Consider the following 18,092-nt stretch of genomic DNA (forward strand, 5'->3'; position numbering starts at 1 on the left):
ACGGGAGCCACCCGTCGTCGGGAACCTTCAGCTCGTGATCAGGGAGCTCCGGCACGCCGCGGTCGTCGCCGTCCTCGCGCTCGTGGCGGCGGGCTGCGCGACGACCTCCCCCGGAGGCGACCCCTCCCCGCCCGAGCTCGCGGGGCCACCCGGCGTCGTCCCGGCGTCGCAGGCCGGGCACCCGAACATCGTCCTCGTCCTCACCGACGACCTCGAGCCGAGCCTGCTGCGGTTCATGCCGCACGTGCAGCAGCTCGCCGCGCGCGGCGCGAGCTTCGCCGACGCCGACGTCGCCGACACCCTCTGCTGCCCGTCCCGCTCGTCGATCTTCACCGGCGCCTTCCCGCACGACACCGGGGTCTTCACGAACAGCGGCCCCGACGGCGGGTACGACGTCTTCCACGCCCGCGGCGAGGAGAACGACGGCATCGGACTCGACCTGCAGCGTGCCGGCTACACCACGGCGATGATGGGCAAGTACCTCAACGGCTACCGGCCCACCGACGGCCCGCAGGCCGGCTGGAACGAGTGGGACGTGGCCGGCAACGGCTACCCCGAGTTCGACTACGACCTGAACGAGAACGGCACGGTCGTGCACCACGGCCACGCCGACACCGACTACATGCCCGACGTGCTCGGCGCCAAGGGCTCGGCGTTCATCACCGCCCAGGCCGCGGCGCACCACCCGTTCCTCCTGGAACTCGCGACCTTCGCCCCGCACGGGCCGTACGTCCCGGCACCGCGCCACGCGGACGACGACCCGGGCCTGCAGGCGCCCCGCGACCCGTCGTTCAACACCCCGGACGCCCCCACCGCGCCCGCCTGGCTGCGGGACCGGACGCCGCTCACGCCGAAGCAGGTCACCCGGCTCGACACCGGCTACCGCAAGCGGGCCCAGGCGAGCACCTCGGTCGACGACGTCATCGCGGGACTGGAGCAGACGCTGGACCGCACCGGCCAGACCGCGAACACCGAGATCGTCTTCAGCTCCGACAACGGCTACCACATGGGCCAGCACGAGCTCAGCGCCGGCAAGCAGACCTCGTTCGCGACCGACCTCGTGGTCCCGCTGATCGTCGCCGGTCCGGGCGTCGTGCCCCGCACGGTCGCGCAGACCGTGCAGAACGTCGACATCGCGCCGACGTTCGCCGACCTCGCCCACGCGGGTCCCCTGCCGATCGCCGACGGGCACACCCTCGTCCCGCTGCTCGCCGGCACCGACCCGCCCGGGTGGCGTACCGCGGCGCTCGTCGAGCACCACGGCCCCAACCTGTCACCCGACGACCCCGACGCGACCCGCGGCCGCAAGGCCGCGAACCCGCCGTCGTACACCGCCGTCCACACCGGCACGGTGACCTACACCGAGTACGTCACCGGCGAGCGGGAGTACCACGACACGGCGACCGACCCCTACCAGCGCGACAACACGGTCGCGAGCATCCCGCCGGCGCGCCTCGAGCAGCTCCACGCCACGCTCACGGCGCTCGCCGCCTGCCGCGGGACGACGGCGTGCTGGGGTGCCGCAGGCGGCTCGTGAAGCCCTCTAGTGCGCGAAGTGCCGCGTGCCCGTCAGGTACATCGCGACGCCGGCCTTCTCGGCCGCCTCGATCGTCTGCGCGTCGCGCACCGACCCGCCCGGCTGCACCACCGCGGCGACCCCGGCCTCGGCCAGCACCTCGAAGCCGTCGGGGAAGGGGAAGAACGCGTCCGAGGCCGCGACCGACCCGCGCACCCGCTCGCCGGCCCGCGCGACGGCGAGCTTCGCCGAGTCGACGCGGTTGACCTGACCCATCCCGACGCCGACGGTCGCCCCGTCGTGCGCCAGCAGGATCGCGTTCGACTTCACCGCGCGGCACGCCCGCCACGCGAACGCGAGGTCGGCGAGCACGGCGTCGGACACCGCGGTGCCGGTCGCGAGGGTCCACGACGACGGGTCGTCCCCCGGCGCGTCGACGAAGTCGCGCTGCTGCACGAGCACGCCGCCGGAGATGGGCCGCTGCTCCACCGCCGCCGGGGACCACTCCGCCGTCAGGACCCGGATGTTCTTCTTGCGGGCCAGCACGTCGACCGCGCCCTCGGCGTACGACGGCGCCACGACGACCTCGGTGAAGATCTCCGCGATCTGCTCGGCCGCCGCGACCGTGACCTCGGCGTTCACCGCGATGACGCCGCCGAACGCCGACGTCGGGTCGCACGCGTGGGCCCGCGCGTGCACCTCGGCGACGTCGGTCCCCACGGCGATCCCGCACGGGTTGGCGTGCTTGATGATCGCGACGCACACCTGGTCGTCGCCGTGGTCGTGCGCCGCCCGCCACGCCGCGTCGGCGTCGACGTAGTTGTTGTAGGACATCTCCTTGCCGTGCAGCTGCGTCGCGCCCGCGAGGCCCGAGGCGTCGCCCGGCTCGCCGTAGAGCGCGGCGGCCTGGTGCGGGTTCTCCCCGTAGCGCAGCGTCTGACGCAGGCGGCCGGTCGAGCCGATCCAGTCCCCGAAACCGTCCGACGGCGCCAGCGTCGTCCCCATCCACGTCGCCACCGCGACGTCGTAGGACGCGGTGTGCCGGAACGTCTCGGCCGCGAGCGCCCGCCGGTCGGCGAGGGTGACGCCGCCGTTCTTGGCCTGCTCGAGCACCCACGCGTAGCGCGACGGGTCGGTGACCACCGTCATCGTCTCGTGGTTCTTCGCGGCCGCGCGGAGCATCGCGGGGCCGCCGATGTCGATCTGCTCGACGCAGTCGTCGGGCGAGGCGCCGGAGGCCACGGTCTGCGAGAACGGGTAGAGGTTGACCACCAGCAGGTCGAACGGCGCGATCCCGAGCTCCTCCAGCTGGCGCACGTGCTCGGGCAGCCGCGAGTCGGCGAGCAGCCCGGCGTGCACCCGCGGGTGCAGCGTCTTCACGCGTCCGTCGAGGCACTCGGGGAAGCCGGTGAGCTCCTCGACGCGCGTGACCGGCACGCCGGCGTCGGCGATGCGCGAGGCGGTGGAGCCGGTGGAGACGATCTCGACGCCCCCGGCGTGCAGCCCGGTGGCGAGGTCGAGCAGCCCGGCCTTGTCGAACACGCTGACCAGCGCGCGGCGAATCTGACGGCGGCCCTCGTTGGCGTCGGTCACGGGATCCTCACTGTCCGTCCGGTGATGGTGGCGCCGTGGCGCACCAGCGCCGCGACGGTCTCGACGAGCATGCGGCGCTCCACGACCTTGATCCGCTCGTGCAGCGTGTCCTCGGTGTCGTCCGGGTCGACGACGACGGCCTGCTGGGCCAGCACCGGCCCGGTGTCCACGCCGTCGTCGACGAGGTGGACCGTGGCACCGGTCACCTTCACCCCGTACGCGAGCGCGTCGCGGACGCCGTGCGCGCCGGGGAAGGCGGGCAGCAGCGCGGGGTGGGTGTTGATCGTGCGCCCGCCGAAGCGGGCGAGGAAAGCCGGCCCGAGGACCTTCATGAAGCCGGCCGAGACCACGAGGTCCGGGGCGGCCGCGGCCACGGCGTCGGCGAGGGCGGCGTCCCAGGCCGCCCGGTCGGGATGGTCGGAGACCCGGACGACGACGGGTTCGACCCCGGCCGCGCGGGCCCGGTCCAGGGCGGCGACGCCGGTGCGGTCGGACACGACCGCGACGATCTCGACGCCGCAGCCGTCGGCTTCGTCGAGCAGCGCCTGCAACAGGCTGCCGGACCCGGAGGCGAGGACCGCGACGCGGGCGGGCGCGCTCGGCTCGAGGCGGTGGTGCGTGCTCAGCGGGGACTCCTTGCCGCCGTGCACAGACCTGGGCTCCGGCGTCTCGACGATCCTCGCGGGCAGCCTATCCCTGCGCGGAATCCTCCGGCGTGTCGGCCTCGACACGCTCCTCGTCGTCGTCCTCGTCCTTCCCGACAGAGCGATCGAGCACGCCGATAGGGGGTGCGGGCTCGGCCACGGGTCGCGCGGGTGCCGTGGGGGTGGGCGCGGCGAGGAGGGCCACCACCGCGCCCGGCAGCCCGACCCACGCGAGGCCGGCGAGCAGGACCCAGCCGGCCGGCACGACGACCGGGTCGAACGGCCCCGCCCCGAGGCGCCCGCCCGCGAGCAGGGCCGCGACGGCGAGCAGGAGGCCGACGACGCCCGCGGCGACACCGACGGAGCGCAGCCGGGTCGCGGCGTCGGGGTGCGAGGGCGCCAGCGTCCAGCCGACGACGCTCCCGACGGCGAGCGGCAGGGCGAACACGAGCCCCGCCCAGCTCGCGGGGGCCGCGGTCGGGAGCAGGGCGGCGAGCGGGAACGGGGGCACCAGGCCCGCGACCGCCCCGGTCGGCGCCGCGCTCACGGCCCCGACGGCGTAGCCGGGGCCGAGGGCCCAGGAGGTGGCGGCGACGACGGCGTTGGGCAGGTAGGCGACGTCGAGCAGCCACAGGCCGGCGCCGCTGCCGGCCTCGGGTGCGACGCCGGTGAAGACGGCCGCGACCGCGTCGGCGTGGGCGAGCAGGACGATGAGCAGCAGGCCCGCGCCGGTGGCGACCAGGGCGGCCGTCGCGGCGAGCCCGGTGCGCAGGCCCCGGCGCAGCCAGACAGGCAGGGTCGCGACCGACGCGGCGAGCCCGCACGGCCCCACCACCCCGGCGGTCGCGGCGACGGCGGCGAGCAGCCCGGCGACCACCCCGGCCGTCGCGGGCGAGGCGTCCGCCGGGACGGCGGCCGTGTCCGGGGTGAGCAGGGCGGCGGCGAGCACCCCGCCCGCGGCGTGCGCGGCGGCGGAGGCCGCGACGACGGGGACGGCGCAGGAGGTCCAGCGGTGCTGTTCGGTGTCCGGGGTGCAGAGCCGGGTCACCCCTCGCCGCGCTACGACCGCGACGAGCACGCCGACGCCCAGCGCCGCCCCGAGCGGCAGCACCCCGAGGGGCGCGCCGGAGATCGTCAGCGGCACGAGGTGCACCGCGAGCCACAGCGGCACCCCGGTCGCGAGCGCCTGACCGAGCCCCGGGTCGCCGCCCGGGGTGGTGCCCGACGCGGCGGCGGTGATCAGGGCGGCGAGCACGACGACGGCGAGGTAGGACGCCACCACCGGCACCACCGCGACCTCGGCGAGCACGGCCAGCCGCGGCCGCACCGAGGTGGGGGCGGCCGGCTCCTCGCCGGTCTCCGCCGTGTCGTCCTTCGCCGGGGCACTCACGCGTCCCGACGATTCCAGGGCCGGGCGACGGGATGGGGGTGCCACGCCGGACGGCCGCGGGAGGGTGGCCGCTCCCGCACCACCCGCCCACCTCGTCGCTGTGAATCAGAACGACGAGGTCGACCGTCCGCCGCCACCGACCACGACAGGACGGGGCGGGCGGCGATCAGCGCGACTCGTGCGCCCCGGGTCGGTCGCCCTGCACGCCCGTGGTCTCGGCGCGGTGCTCGGGCGCGCCCCAGGCCGGGCGTGGGAACCCGGACGGCGGGGTGTCCTCGGACGCCGCGCCGTGCTGCGCGGCCGGGGGCGCCGACCCGTCCATCATCGCGGTGGCCGGGAGTTCGCCGCCGCCGTTCGACGGCCCGGCCGGGGCCGCACCCGAGGGAGACGGCGACGACGAGCCGCCGGCCGGGGACACGCCGGGTCGCGACGACGCGGTCTCGCCGGCCGGATCGGTCGGGGCGGCCCGCCCGTCGGTCACGGCGGCGGTGGGCGACGGCGGCGTCGCGACTCCCGTCGACGGTGTCGAGGACGCCGTCCGCGACGGTGCCCCCGAAGGCGCCGATGCCGGGGCCGACGAGGGGGCCGACGAGGGGGCCGACGAGGGGGCCGACGAGGGGGCCGACGAGGGGGCCGACGAGGGGGCCGCCGACGCCGCACCCGACTCCGCCGGGGGACCCGGCGTCTTCGGCACCACCTGCGTCCGGGCCGCGGCGTCCTCGACGGACGGCCCTCCGAGGCTGTGGCTGCCGGTCGTCGGGCCGGCGGGCGCACCGGACTGCTGGCCCGGACCCGCCTGGCCGAAGCCCGGCTGGCCGAAGCCCTGCTGGCCCGGCCGGGGCGCCTGCGACGGCGGCTGCTGCTGGGCCGGCTGCTGTGGGGCGGCCACCCGCTGCGTGGGCTGCTCCGACGGCGCCCCGACGGACTCCGACGGGCGGCCGGGGAACGACCCCCCGGCCGACGACGACGCGCGCGCACCGCCGCCACCGAGCAGTCCGGTGGCGGACAGCGCCGCGACCACCGCGGCGGCCGCGGTGAGCACCGCGAGCACCACCACGACGACGTCGGTGCCGTCGGTCACCGACAGGGTCTGGAAGCTGACCAGTGCGGCGGTGACGGCGAGCACCGCTCCGGGGACGACCGTGCGGGGCGCGGCGGGCAGCACCGAGGCGCCGACCGTCAGGCCACCGCCGACGACGAGCGCGGGCAGCAGTCCGGCCGGGTCGAAGCTGGTGAAGAACGTGGCGATGAAGGTGAGCAGCCCCAGGCCCGCGGCGCCGAGCGCGGCGAGCCGGCCGGGCCCGGTGGGCACCCCGGCGTCGACCGCCGGAGCCTGGGAGGCCGCGGCAGGAACAGGGGACGACGGCGGCATCGGTGTGGGGGCGGAGACACCCCGCGTCGGGGTGGGCGGGGACGCGGGCCGGCCCCACGACCCCTGCGGGCCGCCCGGCGCCGGGCCGGAGCCGGGCGCACCCGCGCCGGCCCACGACGACCCGCCGTAGGGCGAGACGCCGCCGAAGGGCTGGCTGGGGGGCCCGACGGTGGGGTTGGGTTGCGACGGCGGCGCCTGCCGTGGTCCGCCGGGGGCCGGCGCCTGGTAGGGCTGCCCGCTCCAGCCGGGCTGGCCGCCCGATCCGCCTGAACTCGGACCTGAACTCATGGACGAGCCCTCCTGCGGTGACGACGCCGTCGAGCCGACCGCGGAGATCGTCCCCGCGGTCGGCCCACCCTGCCTCAGACCGAGGCTAGGAGACCAGCGAACGAGCGAGGTCGGCGGTCTCGGTCGGCGTCTTGCCGACCTTCACGCCCGCCGCCTCGAGGGCCTCCTTCTTGGCCTGCGCGGTGCCGGCGGAACCGGAGACGATCGCGCCGGCGTGGCCCATGGTCTTGCCCTCGGGCGCGGTGAAGCCCGCGACGTAGCCGACGACCGGCTTCGTCACGTTCGCCTTGATGTAGTCGGCGGCCCGCTCCTCGGCGTCGCCGCCGATCTCGCCGATCATGACGATGGCCTCGGTCTCGGGGTCGTTCTGGAACGCCTCGAGCGCGTCGATGTGCGTGGTGCCGATGATCGGGTCGCCACCGATACCGATGCCGGTGGAGAAGCCGATGTCCCGGAGCTCGTACATCATCTGGTAGGTCAGCGTGCCCGACTTGGACACGAGGCCCATCTTGCCCGGGCCCGAGATGTTCGCCGGGATGATGCCGGCGAGCGACTTCCCGGGCGAGATGATCCCGGGACAGTTCGGGCCGATGATCCGGGTGCGGTTGCCGTTGGCGCCGGCGTGCGCCCAGAACCACGCCGAGTCGTGCACCGGGATGCCCTCGGTGATGACGACGGCGAGGCCGATGCCCGCGTCGACGGCCTCGACGACCGCGTCCTTCGCGAACTTCGGCGGCACGAAGATGACCGAGACGTCCGCCCCGGTCTCCTTCATGGCCTCCTCCACGCCGCCGTAGACGTTCACCGAGGTGCCGTCGACGTCGACCTGGGTGCCGGCCTTGCGGGCGTTGACGCCGCCGACGAGCTGCGTGCCGGCGGCGAGCATCTTGCGGCCGTGCTTCATGCCCTCGGAGCCGGTGAGGCCCTGGACGATGACCTTGCTGTTCTCGTTCAGGAAGATCGACATCTCACGCACCAGCCTTCGCGGCAAGCTCGGCGGCCTTCGCGGCCGCGTCGTCCATCGTGCCCACCACGGTGACGAGCGGGTGGTTCGCCTCGGCGAGGATCCGCCGGCCCTCCTCGACGTTGTTGCCGTCGAGCCGGACGACCAGCGGCTTGGTCGCGTCGTCACCCAGGATCTTCAGCGCCTCGACGATGCCGTTGGCCACCGCGTCGCACGCGGTGATGCCGCCGAAGACGTTGACGAAGACGCTGCGGACGTCGTCGTCACCGAGGATGACGTCGAGCCCGGCCGCCATGACCTCGGCCGACGCACCGCCGCCGATGTCGAGGAAGTTGGCGGGCTTCATGCCGCCGTGCGCCTCGCCGGCGTAGGCGACGACGTCGAGGGTCGACATGACCAGACCCGCGCCGTTGCCGATGATGCCGACCTGGCCGTCGTCGAGCTTGACGTAGTTGAGGCCCTTGGCCTTGGCCTTCGCCTCGAGCGGGTTCTCGGTCTTCTCGTCGACGAGCGCGCCGTGCGCCTCGTGGCGGAAGTCCGCGTTCTCGTCGAGGGTGACCTTGCCGTCGAGGGCGATGACCCGGTCCTGCGGGTCGCGCACCAGCGGGTTCACCTCGACCAGCGTGGCGTCCTCGCCGACGAAGGTGTCCCACAGCTTGACGATGACGTCGGCGGCCTCGTCGGCCACCGCGGCGGGCAGGTTGCCCTGCGCGACGATCTCCTGCGCCTTGGCCTTGTCGACCCCGGCGATGGCGTCGATCGGCACGCGGGCGAGGGCCTCGGGGCGCTCGACGGCGAGCTCCTCGATCTCCATGCCGCCCTCGGCGGAGCACATGGCGAGGAAGGTGCGGTTCGAGCGGTCGAGCAGGAAGGAGAAGTAGTACTCCTCCGCGATGTCGCTCGCCTCGGTCACCAGGACGCGGTGGACGACGTGGCCCTTGATGTCCAGCCCGAGGATCGCCTCGGCCTTCTCCTTGGCCTCCGCCGGGTCCTTCGCCAGCTTGACGCCGCCCGCCTTGCCGCGGCCACCGGTCTTCACCTGGGCCTTGACGACGACGGCGCCGCCGATCTCACCCGCGGCGGTCTCGGCGTCGGACGCCGTGTCGACGGTGCGGCCCGGCAGGACCGGCACTCCGTGCGCGGCGAAGAGGTCCTTCGCCTGGTACTCGTACAGGTCCACTCGTGAACTCCTCCATCACTGACCGGCAGCATCCGTCGGTGGACTCCGGCGGTGGTCCCGGGGTCGCTCGGACGGCGGTCTGCGCCAGCGGCGACCGATCGGCGGAACCGAGGGCGACCCTAGCGGCGTGTCGGCGTGCGGGACCGCGCACCGGGGGCGACCCCCGCCACACCCGGCGCCCACACCCCGGCCCCGGACGCCTCAGGAGTCGTCGGGGTCCCAGCGTTCCTCGCGGATCTGCATCACCGAGACCACGGCCGCGCCGAGCGTGACCACCAGGCAGACGATGGCCGCCCAGGTCCCGACCCCGACGCTCTCACCCGGACGGGGCGGGGTCAGCACGAGCGCGGAGAGCCGGACGACGAGCAGCGCCCCGGCCGCGGCGAGCAGGGCCAGGGCCCGGGCCGGGCGGGCCCGCGGCGCGAGGAGCACCGCGATGGCCACCCCGACGACGCCCGCGAGCGAGCCCCAGGCGGCCGCACCCGGGTTCTGCCACGTCCCGCCGGCGGCGTTCGCGGCGAACGCGTCGCGGGCGAGCGGCCCGCCGAACCCCGGGACGGCGAGCACGGCCGCGAGGGCGCACATCGGCAGCATCGTCGGGTCCGGTTCGACGGTGTCGGTGCCGTCGGCGGGCCGCGCCCCGAGCGGCGTCCGTGCACCGGCGACGTCGCGGCGCTCGGCGAACCCGGCGCCGACGGCGAGCACCGCGGTCAGCACCGCGAGGACCAGCGCGCCGACCACGGCCCAGCCGCCCGCGCCGACGCCCACCCCGGTCGTCGGGAACGGGATCGCCGCACCGAAGGCGGGGTCGACGGCCGGCGTCGTGCTGTCGACCGCCCCCAGGACGACGTCGAGAGCGGGACCGGCGGCGAAGGGCACCGTCAGCCAGGCGACCGAGAGGGTCGGCCGGGCCCGCACGACCAGGCGCGGGGTCCCGACGACGACGAGCACGGCCGGCAGCGCGAGGACCGCGGCGGCGGGCAGGAGCAGCACGCCGGTGCCGCTCTCGACGGGCGCGCTGTCGGCCAGCGTCGTCGTCGGCAGCAGCGCCCCGAACAGGGCCGCCCCGGCGGTGAGCAGCGCGGCCACCCCCGCCGCCCGCGAGCGCAGCACCGCGGTCCGGGCGGGGACACCGATGAGGAGCAGCCCACCCGCGACGGCCAGGACCGCCCCGGGCGAGACCTCGAGACCGGACCGGGCGATCGAGGCCGCGACGACGGGGGCGACTGCAGCGACCACCCCGGCCCCGAGCGCGGTGTGGACCGCGCGACGGACCCGCATGCCGGTCTCCGCGTCGGCGTCCGGCTCGGTCGGGCGCAGCCCCGGCAGCACCGCCGTCACCACCAGGACGACGGCGAGCAGCGCCACGCCGAGGCCCGCGGGGGGTGCGGTGTCGAGGACCGCGTGCGGGGCGAAGCCGGTGCCGGAGGTCTCGACGCTGAACGGCGCGGCCGCGAGGCCGGCGGCGGCCAGCACCGCACCCGCCACCGGACGGACCAGGGCGCCGGGCGGGTGCCCACCGAACACGGCCGCCCCGCCCGTCCGCGCGAGGGCCACCAGGCCGCGGCCGGCGACGACGGCGGCGACGAGCAGGGCCACGTCGGCCACCACGAGCAGGACGGCGAGCGTGGCCGGCAGCGTCGAGGTGCCCGAGGGCAGGAGGTCGGGGCGGGCCGCCGCGACGGGGTCGACCAGCAGCGTGAGGTCGACGAGCAGCGCGCCCACACCGAGGACGCCGAGGGCGGCCGGGGCGGCCAGCGACGCCGCGCCCGGGGTGCGACGGGCCCGGCGGGTGGCCAGACCGGGGGCGAGCGCCGCGACGAGGGCGACGACGGGGGCGAGGACCCCGGCGGCCCGCGTCGGTGCGCCGATGGCGCCGGGGGCGAGCACGACGACGACGATCCGCAGCCCCGCGGCGACCGCGACGGACGTGGCGGCGGCCCACCAGGCCCCGCCGACCCGTCGCGTCTCCGCCTCCGCGGCAGGCCCGGGCGGGCTCGGCCGCGGTTCGGCTCGTGAGGCCGTCATCGACCGAAGAGTAGGCCGCTACCCGATCGGGTCCGCGCTCACCCACCGGTGCGACGAGATCGACTCTGGATCGATCTGATGACGGGCCCGGGGCGACACGCCGGTGAACGTCGCCTAACGTCGAGCACATGGACGTGACCCCGGTCATGTCGTCGGCGTCGACGCCGGCGACCGGCCCCGTCGGCTCCCTCGCCGCCGTGGCGCAGCAGGCGTGGGGTGCCGTGTCCTACGCCGCCCGCACGGTGGGTGTGCCCGCCGGCGTGCGGGGTCTCGCGGTGGAGCTCGCCTACACGGCGGTCCACCTCTCGGTCTACCCGTGGGGCCTGCTCGACGAGGCCCTGCGTCCGGGCGGCGTGCACGCCCACCACCGCACCGACACGATGCCGCCGACCGAGCGCTCGTTCCTGGTGTCCGACCTCGACGGGTCGAGCACGCCGGTGCTGCTCGTGCACGGGATCGTCGACAACCGGTCGATCTTCCACTACCTCGCCCGGTCGCTCCGGCGCCGCGGCCACGGCACCGTGCAGGCCGTCAACTACAGCCCGCTCACCGCGTTCACCGGCGACGTGCGCACCGCGGCCCGTGACCTCGGCGACCACGTCGAGCGGCTGTGCGCGGTCTCCGGCGCCGACCGCGTCCACATCGTCGGCCACTCCCTGGGCGGCCTGATCTCGCGCTACTACGTGCAGCGCCTCGGCGGTGACGCGCGGGTGGACACCCTCGTGACCCTCGGCACCCCGCACCGCGGCTCGGCGATCGCGCACCTGCTGCCGCCCACCCTCGTGCCCCGCCAGCTGCAGCCCGGTTCGGAGCTCCTGCGCGAACTGGAGGAGCCCGCACCCGACTGTCGAACCCGGTTCCTCGCGGTGTGGAGCCGGATGGACCAGCTGATCATCCCGCAGCGCAACGCCCGGCTCGAGCACCCCGACCTCGAGGTGGAGAACGTCCGTCTCGACCACGTCGGCCACATGGCGATGACGATCGACCCCGAGGTCGTCCACCTCGTGGCCCGCCGCCTGGGCCGGACCCGCTCGCCGCGCGAGCGCATCGGGGCGGTCGCGGCCGCGGGCTGACGCCCTGCGCTCCACTCACCCGACCGTGTGATGACCGCTCGGCGCGCACGAGCGTGCACACGGCGTGCGATCTGGGTGTTTCGCGGGACGACGTTTGCCCGCAGTTGGGATTTCGTGACACCGTCCGCACGTCCAGCATCACGGTGCGGTCACGAACGGCTCACGGATCGACCCCGACGATCCGTGGCGGCGCCCCCACGCCACCGCCGTCGCGTCCGGCCCCGATCTGCGGAAAGGTTGGTTTTGGCGCGTCACAGCTCCCCCCGTGGCCAGGCCGACTCCCCGTCGCTTCGCTCCTTCGCCCCCTCGCTGACCGGCGGATTCGCCGGCTTCGGCGCGCCCGCGCTCGCGGGCGCGGGCGCGGGAGGTCCCGGTCTGTTCGGTGGCGGTCCCCGCCTCGCCCCGTCCCGGCCGGCTCCCCGTCCCGCCGACGAGGGCCGGACCACCGCGTTCGTCGGTGGCCCGGCGGACGGTCGAGCTCCGCTGCGCTCCGTCCCCGGTGGCCGCGGCCCGGCGCTGCCCACGCGCGCCCCGTCCGGCCTGCGTCCCGCCCCGGCCGGGGATCCGCACCGTCCCGACGACGGGGCCTCCCGCGGCCCGCGCCGCGGGTCCAACCCGCTGACCGGTCGTCTCGCCGTCGCCGCCGTCGCGGCCGGTGCGCTGGCCACGGCCGGGCACAGCGTCGTCTCCAGCGGTCTCGACGCCCCGACCGGTGAGACCCGCGCCGACCTGGCGCTCTCCGCCGGGACCGCCGACGTCCCGGCCGCCGCGACCGCGACCTCCGCGGCGGCCGCGACGAGCGCGCTGGACGCCGCCACCACCGGCGTCCTCGCGATCACCCCGGCCCCGTCGGCGCCGAGCCAGGTCTCGTCGCTGTCGAAGTCGCGCAAGGTGGCCGACGTGGCGGCGGCCCGGGAGGCGGCCGCCCGCGCCCCGAAGTTCGTCAAGCCCGCCGAGGGCCGCTTCACCTCGGGCTTCGGCGCCCGCTGGGGCACCTCGCACCGTGGGGTCGACATCGCCGGGCCGATCGGCACCCCGATCGTCTCCGTCGCCGACGGCACCGTGCTCGAGTCCGGTCCGGCCAGCGGCTTCGGCATGTGGGTCCGGGTGCAGCTCGAGGACGGCACGATCAACGTCTACGGCCACATCAACCGCTCCTTCGTGAAGGAGGGGCAGAAGGTGAAGGCCGGCGAGGAGATCGCCGAGATCGGCAACCGTGGCCAGTCCACGGGCCCGCACCTGCACTTCGAGGTGTGGACCCCGGGCGGCACGAAGATCAACCCGCTCCCGTGGCTCGCGGAGCGCGGCATCTCGCTGGGCGCGTCGGCCGACTAGCCCCTCCCCCGTTCCGAGCGAACGGCACTCTCGGGCACATCGATGCTGCGAAAGTGCCGCTCGCTCGTTCCGGGTTCAGGCGCTGCGGACCAGATCCCGGGCCCGGGCCGCGCGAGGAGGCATCGGCGGGTCGGGCAGCACCGTCGTCGCACGACGGGCGAGCCGGAGCGCCACCGTCGTGGCGGCGTCCGTGGTCGGCAGACCGGGGAGCCCGTACATCCGCCGGGCCCACCGCGGCAGGGTGCCGAGCGCCAGGCCGGCGAGCGTGGAGAGCGTGACGGCGATCCCGGCGGGCGCGTTCGGCTGCGGGCGCAGCAGGCCACCGACGCCGAGCCGGGCCTCGTCGGTCATCGCCAGCGTCGGGCGCATCCGCGCGAAGTAGGCGGCCATCTCCGCCTGCGAGGACGGCACGATCGCCGGGTCGAGCCCCACCACCTCGGCTGCCCGCACGTTCTCGGCCGTGTAGGCGTCGGCGTCCGCGGCGTCGAGCACACCGGCCCGCCGGGCGACGTCGACGTAGGAGTCGATCTCGCAGACGTGCACCCAGAGCAGGTGCTCGGGCTCGTCGAGGCGGAAGGGGGTCCCGTCGGGGTCGTGCCCGCGCAGGGTGGTGTGCAGCCGGCGGACCCGTCCCGCGATCGCCTCGATCTCGGCGGTGCTGCCGAACGTGCGGGTCCCCACGAACTCGACGGTCCGCTGGAACCGGGGCCACGCCTTCTTCGGGTCGAACAGCGCGGAGTTCTGGTACGTCCCGCGCATCACGCGGGGGTGCAGCGACTGCAACAGCAGGGCACGCATCCCGGCGATCCACAGGACCGGTTCCACGTGCACCCGCCAGGTCACCGAGCCGGGTCCGAACAGGCCCTCGTCGTGGACGTCCACTGCGCTCCCGGAGGTGTCGGGGGTGAGCCGGGCGGCGTCGTACTCGCCCGCCCCCCCGTCCAGACCTACCCGCGGTCGGCGACCCGGCAACCGGACGCCCCGCGTCCCGCCCGGTCGCGGGCGGGACGGGGCGTCCCTACAGCTTCTGCATCGGCACGCCGCCGATGAGCATCAGCCGCACCGTGCCCGCGGAACCGAAGTCGATGGTCGCGGTCTGCTTGCTCCCGACCCCGTCGACCACGGTGACCAGACCCAGCCCGTACTTGTCGTGGCTGACCCGGTCGCCCACCTCGAGCGACAGCGCCGGGGCGCTGGAGGCCGAGCGCATCGGCGACGGCCGCGAGCGGGAGCCGGTCAGGTCGCGGCCCCAGGAGCGGCCGGAGCCGAAGCCCGTCGACGCCGAGGGCGCGGACCGCTCGGGGGCCGAGCGCCGCCAGTCGACGACCTCGGCCGGCACCTCGTCGAGGAACCGCGACGGAGGGTTGGCCTGCGGCTGCCCGAACGCCGAGCGCATGAGCGCGCGGGAGAGGTAGAGCCGCTGCTGGGCGCGGGTGATCCCGACGTAGGCGAGGCGGCGTTCCTCGGAGAGCTCGGCGGGGTCGGCCAGCGCGCGCTGGTGCGGGAAGACACCGTCCTCCCATCCCGTGCAGAACACGACCGGGAACTCGAGGCCCTTCGCGGTGTGCAGCGTCATGAGCGTGACGACGCCGTCGCCGCCGTCGGGGATCGAGTCGGCGTCCGCGACGAGCGACACCCGCTCGAGGAAGGCCTCCAGCGAGCCGGGGTCGGTCGCGTCGTCGGCCGCCACCACCACGCCCGCCGGGACCTCCGCCGCCCCGTCGGCCTGGGCCGCCTCCGCCACCGCGGCGTTGGCCCGGGCGTCGCCGACGAACTCGCGGGCCACGCTGACGAGCTCGGTGAGGTTCTCCAGCCGCGACTGCTCCTGCGGGTCCTCGGAGTTCTCCAGCTCGGCGCGGTAGCGCGACATGTCGAGCACGGCGTCGAGGGTGTCGGCGACCTCCTGGCCGCCCGCCACGCCCGCGGCCAGCGCGTCCATCATCTCGACGAACTCGGCGATGTTGCGCTGGGACCGGGTGGCCAGCCCGTGCACCGTGCCCGCCGCCGCCCGCCGGAGGGCGGCCGCGAAGGTGACGTGCTCGCGCTCGGCGTGGTCGGCCACCACCGCCTCCGCGCGGTCGCCGATCCCGCGCTTGGGCACGTTGAGGATGCGCCGCAGTGAGACGGTGTCCTCCGGGTTGGAGAGGACCTTGAGGTAGGCGAGCGCGTCGCGGACCTCGCGGCGCTCGTAGAACCGCACCCCGCCGACGATCTTGTAGGGCATGCCGAGGCGGACGAACACGTCCTCGAACACCCGCGACTGCGCGTTGGTCCGGTAGAACACCGCGACCTCGCCGAACCGGACCTCGCCGCCGTCGACGAGCCGGTCGATCTCCGCGGCGACGAACGCGGCCTCGTCGTGCTCGTTGTCCGCGACGTACCCGACGATCTTCTCGCCGTCGCCCTGGTCGGTCCACAGCCGCTTGTCCCGCCGGTCGGGGTTGCGGGCGATGACGCCGTTGGCCGCCGTCAGGATCATCTGCGTGGAGCGGTAGTTCTGCTCCAGCAGGATCGTGCGCGCCTCGGGGTAGTCGCGCTCGAACTCGATGATGTTGCGGATCGTCGCGCCGCGGAACGCGTAGATCGACTGGTCCGCGTCGCCCACCACGACCAGCTCCGCGGGCGGCACCGAGCCGTCGGGCGAGCCGCTCGCGAGCGCGCGCACCAGCTCGTACTGCGCGTGGTTGGTGTCCTGGTACTCGTCGACGAGCACGTGCCGGAACCGCCGGCGGTAGTGCTCCGCGACGTCGGGGAACCGCTGGAGCAGGTCGACCGTGCGGCCGATCAGGTCGTCGAAGTCCAGCGAGTTCGACTCCTGCAGCCGCTGCTGGTAGGTGGTGAACACCTCGGCGCAGCGGCGCTCGTAGTCGTTCGCCGCCGCCTCGGAGGCCGTGATCGGGTCGACCAGCTCGTTCTTCCACGCGCTGATCTGCCCCAGCAGGCCGCGCGGCGGGAAGCGCTTCGGGTCGAGGTCGAGCTGCTTGGTGATGGTGGCGACGAGGCGCCGCGAGTCGTCCGCGTCGTAGATCGAGAAGGTGCTCGACAGGTCGAGGTGCTTGTACTCGCGGCGCAGGATCCGCACGCACATGGAGTGGAAGGTCGACACCCACATCGCGTTCGACCGCCGGCCGATCAGCGCCGCGACGCGCTCGCGCATCTCGGCGGCGGCCTTGTTGGTGAACGTGATCGCGAGGATCTGACCGGGGTGGGCCCCGTGCGCCAGCTGGTAGGCGATGCGGTGGGTGAGCACGCGCGTCTTGCCCGATCCCGCGCCCGCCACGATGAGCAGCGGCGACCCGCTGTGCGTCACGGCCTCGCGCTGCTGCGGGTTCATCCCCTCGAGCAGCTGCTGCCCGCGGTCGTCCCGACGCTCGGGCCGTCCCGACGACGGGCGACCGGGCTGCTCGGCGTCCCCGCGCCCCTCACCGGTCCGGCCCTCCCCCGTACGACGCAGGGCCGTGGTGCCGGCGGCGCCGGCGAGCCGCGCCGCGAGCCCGGCGGCGGCGCTCGGACGGGCCGTCCGGGGCGCGGACGACCCCGTGTCAGTGCTACTCATCGCCTCGCCACGCTACCCGGCACCCCCGACAGCCCGGGGCCGGTTCACCGGCGGGCCGTCCTGCTGACACACGGGCGGACCCGGACTAGGCTCTCCGACGTGCACGCGGCGCGGCGATTTCGCTACGGGACCCGGACCCCGGTTCCCGTGGACGTGCGCTGATCCGCTGCCCACCGCACCCGCCCCGGAGTCCTCGCGACGCCGGGGCGTTCTCGTGCCGGGGTCGGACGGCTCCGACACACCCGTGAGGACCACGACCGTGACCGACACGCCGACCAGCAGCGACGCGACCGGCGCACTCGCTCCCGCCACCGCCGAGGAGATCCCCGACCTGCGGGTCGAGATCGACGCCATCGACGCCGAACTGCTGCGTCTGATCAAGCGGCGCTCCGAGATCTCGCAGCGCATCGGCCTGGCGCGCATGGCCGCCGGCGGGCCGCGCATCGTCTACAACCGCGAGATGCAGGTGCTCGCCCGCTTCCGCGACCTCGGCAGCGAGGGCCGCGAGCTCGGCATGCTGCTGCTGCGTCTCGGGCGCGGCCGGCTCGGGGGCGGCCGCTAGCCGGTCACCGGGCGGGCGAGCGACGGAAACCGGCACGGACCACACCCGACCGCTGGCATCCTGGGGTCATGGGAACGGTCATCGACCTGATCGCGACGATCGTCGCCATCCTGGGTCTGCTCGCCGCCGTCGGCTACGGCGGCTACCTGCTCATGCTGCGGTCGGTGGCCACGAAGCGTCCCGGCGCCTCCCACGTCGCCGCCGACGCCACCAAGCGGCTGCCGGCCGCGGGAGGTCTCGTCGTGGGGGCGCTCATCGCCTGGGCGCTCACCGGGGCGGACAGCGTGCCCGTCGACGTCCTCGGTCTCCTCCTCGGCGGCGGCCTCGGTCTCGCGTCGGTCAGCCGGCTCCAGAGCGCCCGCAAGCGGTTGGCCAACCCGCCGTCGTCGTTCTGACGCCACCCGTTCAGCCGCGTGACGTCCGGGCAGGTCCGCCCGGGCGGAGCCGCGATCCGGGCACCCGGGGTCACCGCACTGCTCCCGGTCGTCGCCGAACGGCATCCGGCGCGCGCCGAACGACCGTCACCGACCGCGGCCGTCGTCGTTCGGATGAGTGAGGCTCTCTCTCGCTCGTCCGTGCCCGCAACACGCC

General features: G+C 75.3%; 14 protein-coding genes. 5 read left to right on the forward strand and 9 right to left on the reverse strand.

The window, feature by feature from the left end; translation table 11 throughout:
- Window positions 1–34: 34 nt before the first annotated feature.
- Window positions 35–1,537, forward strand: coding sequence for a sulfatase family protein (locus QSK00_RS01595; RefSeq protein ID WP_285586765.1), 1,503 nt, complete (start codon window positions 35–37; stop codon window positions 1,535–1,537).
- A 6-nt stretch (window positions 1,538–1,543) separates the two neighbouring features.
- Here the strand turns inward: QSK00_RS01595 and purH are convergent, their stop codons facing one another.
- From purH to QSK00_RS01630, 7 genes are all read right to left on the reverse strand, one after another.
- Window positions 1,544–3,109 (reverse strand): bifunctional phosphoribosylaminoimidazolecarboxamide formyltransferase/IMP cyclohydrolase, encoded by a 1,566-nt coding sequence (gene purH / locus QSK00_RS01600; RefSeq protein ID WP_285586767.1) that lies wholly within the window; start codon window positions 3,107–3,109, stop codon window positions 1,544–1,546.
- Window positions 3,106–3,759 (reverse strand): phosphoribosylglycinamide formyltransferase, encoded by a 654-nt coding sequence (gene purN / locus QSK00_RS01605; protein ID WP_285586770.1) that lies wholly within the window; start codon window positions 3,757–3,759, stop codon window positions 3,106–3,108. Before purN ends, purH begins: the two co-directional genes overlap by 4 nt.
- A 40-nt stretch (window positions 3,760–3,799) precedes the next feature.
- Window positions 3,800–5,143, reverse strand: coding sequence for a cell division protein PerM (locus QSK00_RS01610; protein ID WP_285586773.1), 1,344 nt, complete (start codon window positions 5,141–5,143; stop codon window positions 3,800–3,802).
- Window positions 5,144–5,309: 166 nt separating this feature from the next.
- Window positions 5,310–6,803, reverse strand: coding sequence for a DUF5336 domain-containing protein (locus QSK00_RS01615; protein WP_285586776.1), 1,494 nt, complete (start codon window positions 6,801–6,803; stop codon window positions 5,310–5,312).
- A gap of 85 nt (window positions 6,804–6,888) precedes the next feature.
- Entirely contained in the window at window positions 6,889–7,770 is an 882-nt protein-coding gene (gene sucD, locus QSK00_RS01620; RefSeq protein WP_285586778.1) for a succinate--CoA ligase subunit alpha, read from the reverse strand.
- A gap of 1 nt (window position 7,771) precedes the next feature.
- Window positions 7,772–8,947: an ADP-forming succinate--CoA ligase subunit beta gene (gene sucC, locus QSK00_RS01625; protein ID WP_285586780.1), complete on the reverse strand. Its 1,176-nt coding sequence runs from the start codon at window positions 8,945–8,947 to the stop codon at window positions 7,772–7,774.
- A gap of 201 nt (window positions 8,948–9,148) precedes the next feature.
- The gene (locus QSK00_RS01630) at window positions 9,149–10,975 is read right to left on the reverse strand and encodes a hypothetical protein (protein WP_285586782.1); all 1,827 of its coding nucleotides are present in this window, start codon (window positions 10,973–10,975) and stop codon (window positions 9,149–9,151) included.
- A gap of 128 nt (window positions 10,976–11,103) precedes the next feature.
- Here QSK00_RS01630 and QSK00_RS01635 point away from each other — a divergent pair, with 128 nt between their 5' ends.
- Entirely contained in the window at window positions 11,104–12,048 is a 945-nt protein-coding gene (locus tag QSK00_RS01635) for an esterase/lipase family protein (protein WP_285586784.1), read from the forward strand.
- Between the two features lie 243 nt (window positions 12,049–12,291).
- Window positions 12,292–13,383, forward strand: a complete 1,092-nt coding sequence (locus tag QSK00_RS01640) for a M23 family metallopeptidase (protein WP_285586787.1) — start codon at window positions 12,292–12,294, stop codon at window positions 13,381–13,383.
- A 75-nt stretch (window positions 13,384–13,458) separates the two neighbouring features.
- Here QSK00_RS01640 and QSK00_RS01645 read toward each other — a convergent pair whose 3' ends face one another.
- Window positions 13,459–14,265 (reverse strand): oxygenase MpaB family protein, encoded by an 807-nt coding sequence (locus QSK00_RS01645; RefSeq protein WP_285586788.1) that lies wholly within the window; start codon window positions 14,263–14,265, stop codon window positions 13,459–13,461.
- A 136-nt stretch (window positions 14,266–14,401) separates the two neighbouring features.
- On the reverse strand, window positions 14,402–16,939 hold the full coding sequence (gene pcrA / locus QSK00_RS01650) for a DNA helicase PcrA (RefSeq protein ID WP_285586789.1): 2,538 nt from the start codon (window positions 16,937–16,939) through the stop codon (window positions 14,402–14,404).
- A 259-nt stretch (window positions 16,940–17,198) separates the two neighbouring features.
- Between pcrA and QSK00_RS01655 the strand changes: the two genes are divergently transcribed.
- On the forward strand, window positions 17,199–17,501 hold the full coding sequence (locus QSK00_RS01655; protein ID WP_285586790.1) for a chorismate mutase: 303 nt from the start codon (window positions 17,199–17,201) through the stop codon (window positions 17,499–17,501).
- A gap of 68 nt (window positions 17,502–17,569) precedes the next feature.
- Window positions 17,570–17,896: a hypothetical protein gene (locus QSK00_RS01660; RefSeq protein WP_285586791.1), complete on the forward strand. Its 327-nt coding sequence runs from the start codon at window positions 17,570–17,572 to the stop codon at window positions 17,894–17,896.
- Window positions 17,897–18,092 lie beyond the last annotated feature (196 nt).

Origin of the sequence: Actinomycetospora sp. NBRC 106378 (assembly GCF_030269685.1) — a bacterium.
GTDB lineage: Bacteria > Actinomycetota > Actinomycetes > Mycobacteriales > Pseudonocardiaceae > Actinomycetospora.

Coding starts and splice junctions, on each gene's coding strand:
- QSK00_RS01635 (WP_285586784.1), top strand. CDS start 11,104: ATGGACGTGACCCCGGTCATGTCGTCGGCGTCGACGCCGGCGACCGGC.
- QSK00_RS01660 (WP_285586791.1), top strand. CDS start 17,570: ATGGGAACGGTCATCGACCTGATCGCGACGATCGTCGCCATCCTGGGT.
- sucD (WP_285586778.1), bottom strand. CDS start 7,770: ATGTCGATCTTCCTGAACGAGAACAGCAAGGTCATCGTCCAGGGCCTC.
- pcrA (WP_285586789.1), bottom strand. CDS start 16,939: ATGAGTAGCACTGACACGGGGTCGTCCGCGCCCCGGACGGCCCGTCCG.
- QSK00_RS01615 (WP_285586776.1), bottom strand. CDS start 6,803: ATGAGTTCAGGTCCGAGTTCAGGCGGATCGGGCGGCCAGCCCGGCTGG.
- QSK00_RS01630 (WP_285586782.1), bottom strand. CDS start 10,975: ATGACGGCCTCACGAGCCGAACCGCGGCCGAGCCCGCCCGGGCCTGCC.